Source organism: Luteimonas sp. A478, from assembly GCF_054052025.1.
Genome location: NZ_JBSVRF010000010.1, coordinates 1 through 16,369, shown reverse-complemented (window position 1 = coordinate 16,369; position 16,369 = coordinate 1). Strand labels below are relative to the sequence as shown.

Below are 16,369 nucleotides of genomic sequence, written 5' to 3'. Positions count from 1 at the left end.
CGCCGTCAGCGTCGTCTTGCCGTGGTCAACGTGACCGATCGTGCCCACGTTCACGTGGGGCTTGGTGCGCTCGAACTTGTCCTTTGCCATGTCTTTCTACCTGATTATCGTGATGATTATTTCTTGGTGACGGTTTCGGCGATGTTGGCCGGCGCCTCGGCGTAATGGTCGAATTCCATCGTGTACGTGGCGCGACCTTGCGACATCGAGCGCAGCGAAGTGGCGTAGCCGAACATCTCGCCCAGCGGCACCATCGCGTTGATGACCTTGCCCGAGGGGCTGTCTTCCTGACCCTGCAGCACGCCGCGACGACGGCTCACGTCGCCCATCACGTCACCCAGATAATCCTCCGGGGTGACGATCTCGACCTTCATGATCGGCTCCAGCAGGACCGGGCTGGCCTTGTGGAAACCTTCCTTGAAGCCCATGGAACCGGCGATCTTGAACGCCATTTCCGAGGAGTCGACTTCGTGGTAGGAGCCGTCGTACAGCTTCACCTTGATGTCCACGATCGGATAGCCGGCAAGCAGGCCGCTGACCATCGCTTCCTGGATGCCCTTGTCGACCGCGGGGATGTATTCCTTGGGCACTACGCCGCCGACGATCGAGTTGTCGAACTCGTAGCCGGCGCCCGGCTCCTGCGGCGAGATCTCCAGCCACACGTGGCCGAACTGGCCCTTGCCGCCGGACTGGCGCACAAACTTGCCTTCCGCCTTGACCGTCTTGCGGATCGTCTCGCGGTAGGCCACCTGCGGCTTGCCAACGTTGGCCTCGACGCTGAACTCGCGCTTCATGCGGTCGACCAGGATATCCAGGTGCAGCTCGCCCATGCCGGAAATGATGGTCTGGCCCGACTCTTCGTCGGTATGCACGCGGAAGGACGGATCCTCCTGCGCCAGGCGACCGAGGGCAACGCCCATCTTTTCCTGGTCGGACTTGGTCTTCGGCTCGACAGCCATCGAGATCACCGGCTCCGGGAAGATCATCTGTTCCAGAGTGATGATTGCGTTCTGGGCGCACAGGGTGTCACCGGTGGTGACGTCCTTCAGACCCACGCCGGCGGCGATGTCGCCAGCGCGCACTTCCTTGATCTCGGCACGGTCGTTGGAATGCATCTGCAGCAGGCGGCCGATACGCTCCTTCTTCGACTTGATCGGGTTGTACACCTGATCACCGGAATTCAGCGTGCCGGAGTAGACGCGGAAGAAGGTCAGCGAGCCAACGAACGGATCGGTCATGACCTTGAACGCGAGCGCGGAAAACGGCTCGTTGTCATCCGCCCTGCGGGTGACTTCGGCCTCGTTCTGGTCCATGCCCACCACCGGCGGCACGTCCACCGGCGAAGGCAGCAGCTGGACCACGCCGTCAAGCATGGCCTGCACACCCTTGTTCTTGAATGCGGTGCCGCAGTACACGGGCACGATTTCCACCTTCAGGGTGCGCTCGCGCAGGCCCTGGTAGATTTCGGCCTCGGACAGCTCGCCTTCTTCCAGATACTTGTCCATCAGCGCTTCGTTGGCTTCGGCAGCGGCCTCGACCATGAACGAACGCGCCTCGGTGCAGGTATCAACCAGATCGGCGGGGATATCGCGGTATTCGAACACGGTGCCGTGCGATTCGCTGTCCCAGTGGATCGCCTTCATCTTGACCAGGTCGATCACGCCATCGAAGCCTTCTTCGGCACCGACCGGGATCTGCATCGGCACCGGATAGGCACCCAGGCGGCTCTTGAGCTGGCCGACCACGCTGGTGAAGTTGGCACCGGTGCGGTCCATCTTGTTGACGAACGCAAGACGCGGCACCTTGTACTTGTTGGCCTGGCGCCAGACGGTCTCCGACTGCGGCTGCACACCACCAACCGCGCACAGCACGAACACCGCGCCGTCAAGCACGCGCAGCGAACGCTCGACCTCGATAGTGAAGTCGACGTGCCCGGGGGTGTCGATGATGTTGAAGCGGTGCTCGTCCAGAGTCTTGTCCATCCCGCTCCAGAACGCGGTGGTAGCAGCGGACTGGATGGTGATGCCGCGCTCCTGCTCCTGCTCCATCCAGTCCATGGTGGCCGAACCGTCGTGGGTCTCGCCCAGCTTATGGTTGATACCGGTGTAGAACAGGATGCGTTCGGACGTGGTGGTCTTGCCGGCATCGATGTGGGCCATGATGCCGAAGTTGCGATAACGTTCGATAGGAGTGGTGCGAGCCACGGTCGTCTCTCGTGTCTGTGCCCAGCAAGCCGGGCTTGAATGGCGGATACCGCCTTGCGGCGGCGTCCGTGTCTTGGGCACGACCCGCTGGGCGGGTCACGCGGGACGCCGGTAACGGCGTCTTGGAACAAGGCCGCCCGTAGACGGCCCTGGAATCACCAGCGGTAGTGCGCGAACGCCTTGTTCGCATCCGCCATGCGGTGGATGTCCTCGCGCTTGCGGATCGCACCACCACGGTTTTCAGATGCTTCGATCAGCTCGGCGGCGAGCTTGCGCGGCATGCTGTTCTCGCCGCGCTTGCGCGCAGCTTCGATCAGCCAGCGCATGGCCAGCGCCATGCGGCGCGAGGCGCGCACTTCAACCGGCACCTGATAGGTCGCACCACCAACGCGGCGGGATTTGACTTCCACCGCCGGCGACACGTTGCCCAGCGCCTTCTCGACCAGCTCCAGGGCATTGGCTTCGCCACCCTTCTCGCTGATGACGTCCATTGCGCCATAGACGATCTTTTCGGCGACGGACTTCTTGCCGCTCTTCATGACCATGTTGATGAAGCGGGCGATCGTCTCGCTGCCGTGCTTGGGGTCGGGCAGCACCGAGCGCTGCGGAGTATTGCCTTTACGCGACATTGGATTGTTTCTCGTAGGGCAGGCCTGGGCCCGCCGGGTTGTACGGATGGCAAGCCTTCAGGCCTGCCCCACAGATCAGGACTTCGGGCGCTTGGCGCCGTACTTGGACCGCCCCTGCTTGCGCTTGGCGACGCCGGCAGCGTCGAGCGCGCCGCGCACCATGTGGTAGCGCACGCCCGGAAGGTCCTTGACGCGGCCACCGCGCAGCAGCACCACGGAGTGCTCCTGGAGGTTGTGGCCCTCACCGCCGATGTAGGAGATGACCTCGTAGCCGTTGGTCAGGCGCACCTTGGCGACCTTGCGCAACGCCGAGTTCGGCTTCTTCGGGGTGGTGGTGTAGACACGGGTGCACACGCCGCGGCGCTGGGGGCAGTTCTCCAGTGCGGGCGAGTGGCTCTTGTAGGTGACGAGCTTGCGCGGCTTGCGCACCAGCTGGTTGATTGTTGCCATCGTATGGTTTCTGTCGGTTCGGGGCCGTGGCCCATGCGTGAAAACGAAGGCAGGCCGGATCTACCCAGCCCACCCAGACGGAAAAGTATAGCTGGCGCGGACGCATAGCGTCAACGCACAGCCGCACTTTCATATCCAGCCCGCGCGCATGGCAACGGATCCGGACAGCACTCCTGCTGATCCCGCCCATCCTGGGCCGAACACGAGGCGCATCCGTGCAACCTCATTTCGTGATCTGGGACGGACTTGCGCCCGCCACTTGTATCGGCCTATTACAGCGGCTTCGGCCGCTTTTGGCAAGTGCCGGGGGCGAAACCCCCGGCACGTTGCCCCAACGGACGCCGATTACTCCTTGTCGTCCGTGGTTGCCGGGGTCTCCTGCTCCGCCTGGGCGGCTTCGACGACCGGCGCCGCGGCGGCCTTGGCGGCACTGCCCGACAGGGCTGCCATCTCCGAATCAGTCAGTCCGGTGGCCCCGCGCTGGCGCTCGGCGTGGTATGCCAGACCGGTACCGGCCGGAATCAGGCGCCCGACGATCACGTTTTCCTTCAGCCCACGCAGGTTGTCGCGGGTACCGCGCACGGCGGCCTCGGTGAGTACCCGGGTGGTCTCCTGGAAGGAGGCCGCGGAGATGAACGACTCGGTCGCCAGCGACGCCTTGGTGATACCCAGCAACACCGGGTCCCACTTGGCGGGCAGCTCGCCCTTGGCTTCCAGACGCGCATTTTCCTCGATCACGCGCTGGCGCTCGACCTGCTCGCCCGCCAGGTAACGGCTGTCGCCGGCGTCGGTGATTTCCACCTTGCGCAGCATCTGGCGCACGATCACTTCGATGTGCTTGTCGTTGATCTTCACGCCCTGCAGGCGGTAGACGTCCTGGATTTCCTTGCTCAGGTAGGAGGCAAGTTCCTCCACGCCCTTCAGGCGCAGGATGTCCTGCGGGGTCGGCTCGCCATCCACCACGGTTTCGCCCTTCTCCACGTGCTCGCCTTCGAACACGATGACCTGGCGGTACTTGTGGATCAGCTCCTCGTAATCGTCCCCGTCCGTGCCCTTGATCACCAGGCGCTGCTTGCCCTTGGTTTCCTTGCCGAAGCTGACGATGCCGGACTTCTCGGCCAGGATCGCCGGGTCCTTCGGCTTGCGTGCTTCGAACAGATCGGCAACGCGCGGCAGACCACCGGTGATGTCACGGGTCTTGGAGGCCTCCTGCGGGATCTTGGCGACCACGTCGCCCACGGCGACCGCATCTCCGTCCTGCAGATTGACGATCGAGCGCGGCGGCAGCAGGTACTGCGCCGGAAGGTCGGTGCCCGGGATGTTGAGGTCGTTGCCCTTCTTGTCGACGATGCGCACGATCGGACGCAAGTCCTTGGCCTGCGAGCCACGACGCTTGGGATCGGAGATTTCACGCGAAGCCAGGCCGGTCAGCTCGTCGGTCTTCTCGATCACGGTCACTCCGTCGACGAAGTCGATGAAGCGTACGAAACCGGCGACTTCCGAAACGATCGAGTGGTTATGCGGATCCCAGGTGGCCACCGTCTGGCCGGCCTTCACTTCGCCGCCGTCCTTCAGGCTGATCAGGGCGCCGTAGGGCAGCTTGTAGCGCTCGCGCTCGCGACCGTGGGCGTCAAGCACCGACAGTTCGCCCGAACGCGACACCGCGACCAGGCCGCCGCTCGCATGACCAACCGACTTGAGGTTGTTGAACTTCACCGAACCGGTGGTCTTGACCGTCACGTTGTCGATTGCCGCCGCACGCGAAGCCGCACCACCGATGTGGAACGTACGCATGGTCAGCTGGGTGCCGGGCTCACCGATCGACTGCGCGGCAACAACGCCGACCGCCTCGCCGTGGTTGACCAGATGGCCACGGGCCAGGTCGCGGCCGTAGCACATGGCGCACACGCCGAAGCTGCTTTCGCAAGTGATGGTGGAACGCACCTGGATCAGCTGCACGCTCGCTTCGTCCAGCTTCTGAACCCACTGCTCGTCGAGCAGGGTGTTGCGGGTGACGATCGGATCCTCGTCGTCGCCAGGCAGGAATACATCCTCGGCCACGACACGGCCCAGCACGCGGTCCTTCAGCGGCTCAACCACGTCACCGCCCTCGACGACCGGCGTCATCGCCAGGCCGTTGGTGGTGCCACAGTCATGCTCGGTGATCACCACGTCCTGGGCCACGTCGACCAGGCGGCGGGTCAGGTAACCCGAGTTCGCGGTCTTCAGTGCGGTATCGGCCAGACCCTTTCGGGCACCGTGGGTAGAGATGAAGTACTGCTGGACGTTCAGGCCTTCGCGGAAGTTCGAGGTGATCGGGGTCTCGATGATCGAACCGTCCGGCTTGGCCATCAGGCCACGCATGCCGGCCAGCTGGCGGATCTGCGCCTGCGAACCACGTGCGCCGGAGTCGGCCATGATGAAGATCGAGTTCATCGACTTCTGCTCGACCTTCTCGCCCGAGGCGTTGGTCACGATCTCGGTGCCGATGGTGTCCATCATCGCCTTGGCCACGCGCTCGTTGGTACGTGACCAGATGTCCACGACCTTGTTGTAGCGCTCGCCAGCGGTGACCAGACCGGACTGGTACTGCTGCTGGATTTCCAGCACCTCGATCTCGGCCTCTTCCAGGATGCCCTTCTTCTCATCCGGGATGGTCATGTCGTCGATACCGATCGACACGCCGGCACGGGTGGCGAAGCCGAAGCCGGTGTACATCAGCTTGTCGGCGAACACCACGGTGTCCTTCAGACCAAGGCGACGGTAGCAGGAGTTGATCAGGCGGCTGATGTTCTTCTTGCTCAGCTCCACGTTGACCAGTTCGTACGGCAGGCCGTCGGGCAGGATCTCAGCCAGCAGGGCGCGCCCAACCGTGGTATCCACGATCGAGGTCCGGCTTTCGCGGTTGCCCTCTTCATCGATCACGGTCTCGGTGATGCGCACCTTGACCTTGGCGTGCAGGCCGACAACCTTGCTGTCGTAAGCGCGCTTCACCTCGGCCACGTTGGCGAACACCATGCCCTCGCCCAGCTGGTTCACCAGCTCGCGCGACATGTAGTACAGGCCCAGCACGACGTCCTGCGACGGCACGATGATCGGCTCGCCGTTGGCGGGGCTGAGGATGTTGTTGGACGACATCATCAGCGCACGCGCTTCCAGCTGGGCTTCCAGGCTCAGCGGGACGTGCACGGCCATCTGGTCGCCGTCGAAGTCGGCGTTGAACGCGGTACACACCAGCGGGTGCAGCTGGATCGCCTTGCCTTCGATCAGCACCGGTTCGAACGCCTGGATGCCCAGGCGGTGCAGGGTCGGCGCGCGGTTGAGCAGCACCGGGTGCTCGCGGATGACTTCTTCCAGGATGTCCCAGACTTCCGCTTCTTCGCGCTCGACCAGCTTCTTGGCCGCCTTGATGGTGGTGGCCAGGCCGCGGCGCTGCAGCTTGGAGAAGATGAACGGCTTGAACAGTTCAAGCGCCATCTTCTTCGGCAGGCCGCACTCGTGCAGGCGCAGGGTCGGGCCGACCACGATGACCGAACGGCCCGAGTAGTCGACGCGCTTGCCAAGCAGGTTCTGGCGGAACCGGCCCTGCTTGCCCTTGATCATGTCGGCCAGCGACTTCAGCGGGCGCTTGTTGGTACCGGTGATGGCACGGCCGCGACGGCCGTTGTCCAGCAGCGCGTCAACCGATTCCTGCAGCATGCGCTTCTCGTTGCGCACGATGATGTCGGGCGCGTTGAGCTCGAGCAGGCGGCGCAGGCGGTTGTTGCGGTTGATGACGCGGCGGTACAGGTCGTTCAGGTCGGAGGTCGCAAAGCGGCCGCCGTCCAGCGGCACCAGCGGACGCAGGTCCGGCGGCAGCACCGGCAGCACCGTCATGATCATCCACTCGGGACGGTTGCCCGACTCGAGGAAAGCCTCGACCAGCTTGATGCGCTTGGTCAGGCGGGTGAGTTTGGTGACCGAGCCCGTGCCGGCGATTTCTTCCTTGAGGCTGACCATCTCAGCCTGCAGGTCGATGGTACGCAGCAGGTCGTACACCGCTTCGGCACCCATCGCGGCGTCAAAATCGTCGCCGTGCTCCTGGCGCATCTGCATGTACTGCTCTTCGCTGAGCAGCTGGCCGCGCTCGAGCGGGGTCAGGCCCGGCTCGGTGACCACGAACGCCTCGAAATACAGGATGCGCTCGATGTCACGCAGGGTCATGTCCAGCATCAGGCCGATGCGGGACGGCAGCGACTTGAGGAACCAGATGTGCGCGGTCGGGCTGGCCAGATCGATATGGCCCATGCGCTCGCGACGCACCTTGGCCAGGGTCACCTCGGTGCCGCATTTTTCGCAGACCACGCCGCGGTGCTTCATGCGCTTGTACTTGCCGCACAGGCACTCGTAGTCCTTGGTCGGTCCGAAGATGGCCGAGCAGAACAGGCCGTCACGCTCCGGGCGGAACGTGCGGTAGTTGATGGTCTCGGGCTTCTTCACTTCGCCGAAGGACCACGAACGGATCATGTCCGGCGAGGCAAGCGCGATCTTGATCGCGTCGAAGTCCAGCGTCGGGCGCTGCTGGTTGAAGAGGTTGAGCAGGTCTTTCATGTTTGACTCCGGGATTCGGGATTGGAGATTCGGGATGTGTCGCAGCGGGGGCCGAAGCCCCCCTTCACCGGATCTCAGGTCTCCTCGAGCTCCATGTTGATGGCCAGCGAGCGGATTTCCTTGACCAGCACGTTGAACGATTCCGGCATGCCGGCAACCATTTCGTGCTCACCGTCCACGATGTTCTTGTACATCTGGTTGCGGCCCTGCACGTCGTCCGACTTGACGGTCAGCATTTCCTGCAGGGTGTACGCCGCGCCGTAGGCCTCCAGTGCCCAGACTTCCATCTCACCGAAGCGCTGGCCACCGAACTGCGCCTTGCCGCCCAGCGGCTGCTGGGTGACGAGCGAGTACGGACCGGTCGAGCGGGCATGCATCTTGTCGTCCACCAGGTGGTTGAGCTTGAGCATGTGCATGTAGCCCACCGTGACCTCGCGCTCGAACGGCTCGCCGGTGCGGCCGTCGAACAGACGGGTCTGGCCGCTGGCCGGCAGGTCGGCGAGTTCGAGCATCTTCTTGATCTCGGACTCGGCCGCGCCGTCAAACACGGGGGTGGCCATCGGCACGCCGTCCACCAGGTTGCGCGCCAGGGTGATCAGCTCTTCATCGCTGAACTGCTTGAGGTCCACCTGCTGGGCCGTGATCTCGCTGTCGTGGTTGTAGATCTCGTCCAGGAACTTGCGCAGGTCGGCCACCTTCGCCTGAGCTTCAAGCATGCCCTGGATCTTCCGACCCAGGCCCTTGGCGGCCCAGCCCAGATGGGTTTCCAGGATCTGCCCGATGTTCATGCGGCTCGGCACGCCCAGCGGGTTGAGCACGATGTCCACGGTCTCGCCGTCAGCCAGGTGCGGCATGTCTTCGACCGGAACGATCGAGGACACCACACCCTTGTTGCCGTGGCGGCCAGCCATCTTGTCGCCCGGCTGGATGCGGCGCTTCACCGCCAGGAACACCTTGACCATCTTCAGCACGCCCGGGGCGAGGTCGTCACCCTGGGTGATCTTGGCGCGCTTGTCCTCGAACCGCTTGTCGAACTCCTTGCGGTGGGTCTCGATCTGCATCTGCGCACGCTCGATCGCCTCGACGGCTTCTGCGTCCTTCATGCGGATGTTGAACCAGTCGGACCTCTTCATCCCGTCCAGCACCAGGCTGGTCACCGTCTCGCCCTTCTTCAGGCCGGCACCACCGTTGGCGTTCCTGCCGATCAGCTGGCTGCGCAGGCGCGCATAGATCGCCGCTTCAAGGATGCGGAACTGGTCGTCGAAGTCCTTCTTGACCCGCTTGATCTCCGATTCCTCGATCTGCTGGGCACGCTTGTCCTTCTCGATGCCATCGCGGGTGAAGACCTGCACGTCGATGACGGTACCGTCCATGCCGGGCGGCACGCGCAGCGAGCTGTCCTTCACGTCGGAAGCCTTCTCGCCGAAGATCGCGCGCAGCAGTTTCTCTTCCGGGGTCAGCTGGCTCTCGCCCTTCGGCGTGACCTTGCCCACCATGATGTCGCCGGCGCGGACCTCGGCACCGATGTACACCACGCCCGATTCGTCCAGACGGTTCAGCGCCTGCTCGGACACGTTCGGGATGTCGGCGGAAATTTCCTCCGGACCCAGCTTGGTGTCGCGTGCAACCGCGGTCAGCTCTTCGATGTGGATGGTGGTGTAACGGTCCTCGGTCACGACCCGCTCGGAGAGCAGGATCGAGTCCTCGAAGTTGTAACCGTTCCACGGCATGAACGCGACCAGCATGTTCTGGCCCAGGGCCAGCTCGCCGATGTCGGTCGAAGGACCGTCGGCCAGCACGTCGCCGCGCGCCACCTCGTCACCCACGTTCACCAGCGGACGCTGGTTGATGCAGGTGTTCTGGTTGGAACGGGTGTACTTGATCAGGCTGTAGATATCGACGCCGGCATCGTGCTCGCCGGAAATCTCCTCTTCGGTGGCCTTGACCACGATCCGGCCGGCATCGACCTGCTCGACCACGCCGCCGCGGCGCGCGTTCACGGTCACGCCGGAGTCGCGGGCCACGGCGCGCTCGATGCCCGTACCCACCAGCGGCTTCTCGGCACGCAGGGTCGGCACTGCCTGGCGCTGCATGTTGGCGCCCATCAGTGCACGGTTGGCGTCGTCATGCTCCAGGAACGGAACCAGCGCCGCCGCGACCGAGACGGTCTGCATCGGCGACACGTCCATGAAGTGGACCTCCGCCGGCGGCTTGAGCATGTTCTCGTTCTGGTAACGCACGTCGACGAACTGCTCGGTGAGGCGGTTGCCGTCATCCAGCGGCGCGTTGGCCTGGGCGATGACGTACTCGTTCTCCTCGATGGCCGAGAGGAACTCGATCTCGTCGGTCACCGCGCCGTCCACCACCTTGCGGTATGGCGTCTCCAGGAAGCCGTAGCGGTTGGTGCGGGCGAACACGGCCAGTGAGTTGATCAGGCCGATGTTCGGGCCTTCAGGGGTTTCGATGGTGCACACGCGGCCGTAGTGGGTCGGATGCACGTCGCGCACCTCGAAGCCGGCACGCTCGCGGGTCAGGCCGCCCGGGCCAAGGGCCGAGACGCGGCGCTTGTGGGTGACCTCGGACAACGGGTTGTTCTGGTCCATGAACTGCGACAGCTGCGAAGAGCCGAAGAACTCCTTCACCGCAGCGGCGACCGGCTTGGCGTTGATCAGCTCCTGCGGGGTCAGCCCATCGGTCTCGGCCATGGTCAGACGCTCGCGCACGGCGCGCTCAACACGCACCAGGCCCACGCGGAAGGTGTTCTCGGCCATCTCGCCCACCGAACGCACGCGGCGGTTGCCCAGGTGGTCGATGTCGTCAATGATGCCGCGACCGTTGCGGATCTCGGTCAGCACCTTGATCACGTCGAGGATGTCCGAGCTCTCGCCGCACTGCTCGCGCAGCCTGACCGAATCGGCGTCCTTGCGTTCGGAGAAGTAGCGCTCGTCGTACAGCACCGGCGCGCCCTCGGTCTCCTTGCGACCCAGGCGGCGGTTGAACTTCATCCGGCCCACGGCCGACAGGTCGTAGCGCTCGAAGGTGAAGAACAGGTTGTGGAACAGGTTCTGGGCAGCTTCCTTGGTCGGCGGCTCGCCCGGGCGCATCATGCGGTAGATCTCGACCAGGGCCTCAAGCTGGGTCTTGGTCGGGTCGATGCGCAGGGTGTTGGAGATGTACGGGCCACGATCCAGGTCGTTGGTCCAGATGGTGCCCACGGCTTCCACGCCGGCCTTGCGGAACTCAACCAGGTGTTCTTCGGTCAGCTCATCGTTGGCAGCAGCCAGCAGCTCGCCGGTTTCGGCGTCGACCACGTCATGGGACAGCACCCGGCCAAGCAGGTAGTCGTCCGGCACGGCCAGCGCTTCGATGCCGGACTGCTCCAGCTGGCGGATGTGGCGCGCGGTGATGCGACGGCCGGCTTCGACGATGACGGTGTCGCCATCGGCCAGGTCGAAATCCAGGGTCTCGCCGCGCAGGCGCTCGGGCACCAGCTCCACCTGCACACCTTCCTTCGGGTCGATGTGGAAGGTGTTGACCTCGAAGAACTCGTTGAGGATCTCTTCGCTGCTATAGCCCAGCGCACGCAGCAGGATCGTCACCGGCAGTTTGCGGCGACGGTCGATACGGGTGAACAGCGCGTCCTTGGGGTCGAACTCGAAGTCCAGCCAGGAGCCGCGGTAAGGAATGATGCGGGCGCTGTAAAGCAGCTTGCCCGAGCTGTGGGTCTTGCCGCGGTCGTGGTCGAAGAACACGCCCGGGCTGCGGTGCAGCTGGGAAACGATGACCCGCTCGGTGCCATTGACAATGAAGGTGCCGTTGTCGGTCATGAGCGGAATCTCGCCCATGTAGACCTCCTGCTCCTTCACGTACTTGATGGTCTTGGAGGAAGACTCACGGTCGTAGATCACCAGGCGCACGGTCACGCGCAGCGGTGCGCCGTAGCTCATGCCGCGCTGGCGGCACTCGCGCTCGTCGAACACCGGCTCGCCCAGCTTGTAGCTGACGTACTCCAGCGCCGCGTAGCCGTTGTAGCTGACGATCGGGAACACCGACTTGAGGGCCGCGTGCAGGCCACGGTCCGCGCGCTTGGCGGGCGTCAGGTCCGCCTGCAGGAACCCCCGGTAGGAATCCACCTGGATGGCGAGCAGGAACGGCACCTCCAGGATGGTCTTCTGCTTGCCGAAGTTCTTGCGGATGCGCTTCTTCTCGGTGAACGAGTAGCTCGATTGCTGCTGGGATGTCGTCATGGGAATGACCGCCTATTGAATCTGTGAACCGCGCGTCCGCGGCTCTGGGGGGATCGGTGTTCGACCGGGAAAATCGCCAGTGGGAAGTCGCTGGTATTGCCGGCACCAGCACGCCTTCTCCCGCTACTTCCAACTGGGGACTTGATGTCAGTTGTCAGGTGTTACCGGTGTTGTGTCGCCACAACGGCCAAAGGCCGGGGGCTTACGCCCCCAGCCTCGGCTGGTCGCCTGTTGAAACGGGCGACGCAAAGACCGCTTACTTCAGCTCGGCAGTAGCGCCGGCGGCCTCGAGGTCCTTCTTCAGCTTCTCGGCTTCGTCCTTCGCCACGCCTTCCTTCACTTCCTTGGGCGCGCTCTCGACGAGGTCCTTGGCTTCCTTCAGACCCAGGCCGGTGATCGCACGGACCACCTTGATGACCTCGACCTTCTTCTCGCCGATGCCGGTCAGGACCACGGTGAACTCGGTCTGCTCTTCAGCGGCAGCGGCGTCGCCACCACCGGCCGGACCAGCAGCCATGGCCACCGGGGCGGCAGCGGACACGCCGAACTTCTCTTCCATCGCCTTGACCAGCTCCATGACCTCGACAAGGGTCTTGCTGCTGATCGCTTCGATGATTTCTTCGTTGGAAAGGGACATCGTAATTACCTCGAATTAACTGTAATTGGAAAACGACTGTTTAACGGGTTCGTACCGAACTGATCGCTCAGGCGGCCTGGGCCTGGCCGACCGCGTTGGTCACGCGGGCAACCTGGGTGGCAGGCTCGGCCAACACGCGCACCAGCATGGTGGCGGGCTGGACCATGACGCTGAGCAGCATCGACAGCGCTTCATCGCGGGTCGGCAGTGACGCCAGGACATCCACATGGGTGCCCGGGTACATCTGTCCGCCCAGCGATACCAGCCGCGGCTTCAGCTTGTCGTTCGCCTTGGCGAACTCCTTGATCAGGCGTCCGGCGGCACCCGGGTCTTCCTGCGAGAAGGCGTACAGCAGCGGACCGGTCAGCTCGTCCTTGATGACGGCGTAATCGGTGTCTTCCACTGCGCGCGAAACCAGCGTGTTCTTGGCTACCTTCAAGTACACGCCGCCCTCGCGGGCCTTCTTTCGCAGGTCGGTCAGTTGCCCGACCGTCAAACCCGCGTACTCGGCGGCGACCAGCGAATGTGCCGTGCCGGCCACCTCCGCCAGTTCGGCAACGACTTCCTTCTTCTGTTCCAGATTCAGAGCCATTGCACTCTCCGTTTCATTCAACTCCGCTTGCGGCTCCTGCCGCTTGCGGGCCAGTTTCAGCATCGGTCCGTCGATGCCGGGAAGACCTGAAGGCCTTCCTGTTGGCGGCCGTTTCCAGAAAACCTGGAGGGTCGGCGACCATCTACGCAGGCCCTTTCGCGCTTGCGCGGTCCGGGATTAAGCGATCTGCGTGCACAGCGGCGGCGATTCCATGCCAACTCGAGCTTCCATGCCCGTCGCCGCTGCGGCGCAAGCCACGCCTGCGGTCTTTGACGACGCCGCGCCGGGGTAAAAAGCGCCCTTTGCGATGCCCTCAAATTACTGCTGGATGCCCGCGTCGCGCGCGGGCATCCCTGGTATTACTTGAGCGCCAGCGAGCCCTGGTCCACGACGACGCCGGGGCCCATGGTGGAGCTGATCGAAATCTTCTGCAGGTAGGTGCCCTTGGCGGTGGCCGGCTTGGCGCGAACCAGGTCGGTCAGCAGCGCGGTCAGGTTCTCCGCCAGCTGCCCATCCTCGAAAGTGGCCTTGCCGATCGTGCAGTGGATGATGCCGGCCTTGTCGGTGCGGTAGCGCACCTGGCCGCCCTTGGCGTTCTTGACCGCCTCGCCCGGGTTCGGCGACACGGTGCCGACCTTCGGGTTGGGCATCAGGCCGCGCGGCCCGAGCAGTGTGCCCAGCCGACCCACAACGCGCATGGCGTCCGGGGTGGCGATGACCACGTCGTAGCTCAGGTCCCCGCCCTGCATCTTCTCGGCCAGGTCTTCCATGCCGACTGCGTCGGCGCCGGCAGCCAGGGCTTCTTCGGCCTTGGCACCGTCCGGTGCGAACACCGCCACGCGCACGCTCTTGCCGGTGCCCTGCGGCAGCACGGTGGAGCCACGGACCTGCTGGTCGGACTTGCGGGCATCAACGCCCAGGCGCACGGCCACGTCCACCGCTTCGGCGAACTTGGCGCTGGCATGGTCCTTGACGATCTTCAGCGCTTCTTCGATCGGGTAAGCCTTGCCCGGCTCGGCGGCCGCGCGGATTGCTTTCTGTCGCTTGGTCTGCTTTGCCATGATCAGCCCTCCACCGCCAGGCCCATCGAACGGGCCGAGCCCTCGATGGTGCGAACCGCCGCTTCCAGATCGGCTGCGGTCAGATCGGGTTCCTTCGCCTTCGCGATCTCTTCCAGCTGCGCGCGGGTCACCTTGCCGACCTTGTCGGTATTGGGACGCGCCGAACCGGTCTGCACACCGGAGGCCTTCTTCAGCAGCACAGCTGCCGGCGGGGTCTTGGTGATGAAGGTGAAGGTGCGGTCCGAGTACGCGGTGATCACGGTCGGAATCGGCAGGCCCGGCTCCATCTTCTGCGTGGCAGCGTTGAACGCCTTGCAGAATTCCATGATGTTCAGGCCGCGCTGGCCCAGGGCAGGACCGACGGGCGGGCTGGGATTGGCCTGCCCGGCCTTGACCTGCAGCTTGATGTAGCCGACTACTTTCTTTGCCATTGTCTGTTAACTCCTCGGGTCCAAACGCCTGCACGCCCGGTGGGCTGCGGGGCTCCCCGCTGGTTGCAATAAAGGGGCGGAAGATCCGCCCCGGTCACTCAGGCCTTCTCGACCTGGCCGAACTCGAGCTCGACCGGCGTGGAACGCCCGAAAATCAGTACCGCCACGCGCAGCCGGCTTTTTTCGTAGTTGATTTCCTCGACTACGCCGTTGAAATCGTTGAACGGACCGTCAATGACCCGGACCATCTGGCCGGCCTCGAACAACACCTTCGGACGCGGCTTCTCCACGCCTTCGGCAACGCGGTTCAGGATTGCGTCGGCCTCGTGGTCGGCGATCGGCAGCGGGCGGGCGGCGGTACCGCCAATGAAGCCCATCACCCGGGGCGTTTCCTTGACCAGATGCCAGCTTTCGCTGTCGATCCGCGGAATCCCGTCCTCATTCTGGGTGACGATCTGCACCAGCACATAGCCGGGGAAGAACTTCCGCTCGGAACGGCGCTTCTGGCCGGCGCGCATTTCAACCACTTCCTCGGTCGGCACCAGCACCTCGCCGAAGCGCTCTTCCATCTCGGCGCGTGCGATCCGGTCGCGCAGCGCCTGCGCCACCGACTTCTCAAAACCGGAATAGGCATGCACGACGTACCAGCGCATGTTGCTGTTGCTATTGGTGTTGCTGTTGTTGCTGTCGCCTTCGGTTTCCATCGGGTCGGTCTTCTCCATCATCAGCCCAGGAACAGGCGCAAAAGCCATTTGATCACCGAGTCGTAGATCGCCAGGACGATCGCGATGATGACTACCGCGATGACCACAACCCAGGTCATGCGCACTGCTTCCTGGCGGGTCGGCCAGACCACCTTGCGCAGCTCGAAGCGGGTTTCAGACAGAAACTCGCGGGTCTGTGCGCCCTTCTGGGTGGCCATGAATACGGCCACGGCGGCCACGACGCCGGCCACAACGGCCAAAGCCCGCACCGGACCGGGCCACTGCCCGTCAAACCAGTAGAACGCGAACACACCAGCGCACACCAACAACACCGCCAGGGCGTACTTGACGATATCTGCCGACGAAGCGGACTTGGATTGCTCGACTCTGCTATTCATCTGGTACCGCTGCGGCCCGCAGGCATGTAACGCGTATGGCACGCCAGGAGGGACTCGAACCCCCAACCTGCGGTTTTGGAGACCGCTGCTCTGCCAATTGAGCTACTGGCGTATCGAATTGTTGCCGAATCTTGAAACGGCAACGGCGGCTCTCGCCGCCTTGCCTTTTTCCGGCTTTTGGGCCGGCCCGCGCCATCAGGCGCGGGCCAAACCATTACTTGTTGATCTTGGCCACCACACCGGCGCCGACCGTGCGGCCGCCTTCGCGGATTGCAAAGCGCAGACCTTCGTCCATCGCCACCGGGTTGATCAGCTCAACGTCCATCTTCACGTTATCGCCCGGCATCACCATCTCCACGCCCTCCGGCAGCTCGCAGGCGCCGGTGATGTCGGTGGTGCGGAAGTAGAACTGCGGACGGTAGCCCT

13 protein-coding genes and 1 tRNA gene are annotated in these 16,369 nt (G+C 64.1%); all 14 read right to left on the bottom strand.

Features of this window, described 5'->3' with window-relative positions; translation table 11 throughout:
* Positions 1–90, bottom strand: a 90-nt coding sequence (locus ACW7G3_RS13955) for a GTP-binding protein (RefSeq protein WP_456983505.1), incomplete at its 3' end; no start/stop codon positions are given.
* Positions 91–116: 26 nt separating this feature from the next.
* Positions 117–2,204 (bottom strand): elongation factor G, encoded by a 2,088-nt coding sequence (fusA, locus tag ACW7G3_RS13950; RefSeq protein ID WP_456983503.1) that lies wholly within the window; start codon positions 2,202–2,204, stop codon positions 117–119.
* Positions 2,205–2,359: 155 nt separating this feature from the next.
* On the bottom strand, positions 2,360–2,833 hold the full coding sequence (gene rpsG, locus ACW7G3_RS13945) for a 30S ribosomal protein S7 (protein ID WP_343258330.1): 474 nt from the start codon (positions 2,831–2,833) through the stop codon (positions 2,360–2,362).
* 75 nt (positions 2,834–2,908) lie between these two features.
* Positions 2,909–3,283 (bottom strand): 30S ribosomal protein S12, encoded by a 375-nt coding sequence (gene rpsL / locus ACW7G3_RS13940; protein WP_456976741.1) that lies wholly within the window; start codon positions 3,281–3,283, stop codon positions 2,909–2,911.
* Between the two features lie 345 nt (positions 3,284–3,628).
* Positions 3,629–7,873, bottom strand: a complete 4,245-nt coding sequence (gene rpoC / locus ACW7G3_RS13935) for a DNA-directed RNA polymerase subunit beta' (RefSeq protein ID WP_456983501.1) — start codon at positions 7,871–7,873, stop codon at positions 3,629–3,631.
* A gap of 74 nt (positions 7,874–7,947) precedes the next feature.
* Positions 7,948–12,120, bottom strand: coding sequence for a DNA-directed RNA polymerase subunit beta (gene rpoB, locus ACW7G3_RS13930; RefSeq protein ID WP_456983499.1), 4,173 nt, complete (start codon positions 12,118–12,120; stop codon positions 7,948–7,950).
* 256 nt (positions 12,121–12,376) lie between these two features.
* A complete protein-coding gene (rplL, locus tag ACW7G3_RS13925) occupies positions 12,377–12,757 on the bottom strand; it encodes a 50S ribosomal protein L7/L12 (RefSeq protein ID WP_456976747.1) in 381 nt (126 codons plus the stop codon).
* Positions 12,758–12,824: 67 nt separating this feature from the next.
* Positions 12,825–13,349: a 50S ribosomal protein L10 gene (gene rplJ, locus ACW7G3_RS13920; RefSeq protein WP_456976749.1), complete on the bottom strand. Its 525-nt coding sequence runs from the start codon at positions 13,347–13,349 to the stop codon at positions 12,825–12,827.
* 359 nt (positions 13,350–13,708) lie between these two features.
* Positions 13,709–14,410 (bottom strand): 50S ribosomal protein L1, encoded by a 702-nt coding sequence (gene rplA / locus ACW7G3_RS13915; RefSeq protein ID WP_456976751.1) that lies wholly within the window; start codon positions 14,408–14,410, stop codon positions 13,709–13,711.
* A gap of 2 nt (positions 14,411–14,412) precedes the next feature.
* A complete protein-coding gene (gene rplK / locus ACW7G3_RS13910) occupies positions 14,413–14,841 on the bottom strand; it encodes a 50S ribosomal protein L11 (protein WP_456983497.1) in 429 nt (142 codons plus the stop codon).
* A gap of 98 nt (positions 14,842–14,939) precedes the next feature.
* Positions 14,940–15,494, bottom strand: a complete 555-nt coding sequence (nusG, locus tag ACW7G3_RS13905) for a transcription termination/antitermination protein NusG (protein ID WP_456976757.1) — start codon at positions 15,492–15,494, stop codon at positions 14,940–14,942.
* Between the two features lie 71 nt (positions 15,495–15,565).
* The gene (secE, locus tag ACW7G3_RS13900; RefSeq protein WP_456976755.1) at positions 15,566–15,943 is read right to left on the bottom strand and encodes a preprotein translocase subunit SecE; all 378 of its coding nucleotides are present in this window, start codon (positions 15,941–15,943) and stop codon (positions 15,566–15,568) included.
* A 36-nt stretch (positions 15,944–15,979) separates the two neighbouring features.
* A tRNA-Trp gene (locus ACW7G3_RS13895) sits at positions 15,980–16,055 on the bottom strand.
* Between the two features lie 102 nt (positions 16,056–16,157).
* The coding region (locus tag ACW7G3_RS13890; RefSeq protein ID WP_456980539.1) for an EF-Tu C-terminal domain-related protein at positions 16,158–16,369 on the bottom strand (212 nt) is incomplete at its 5' end.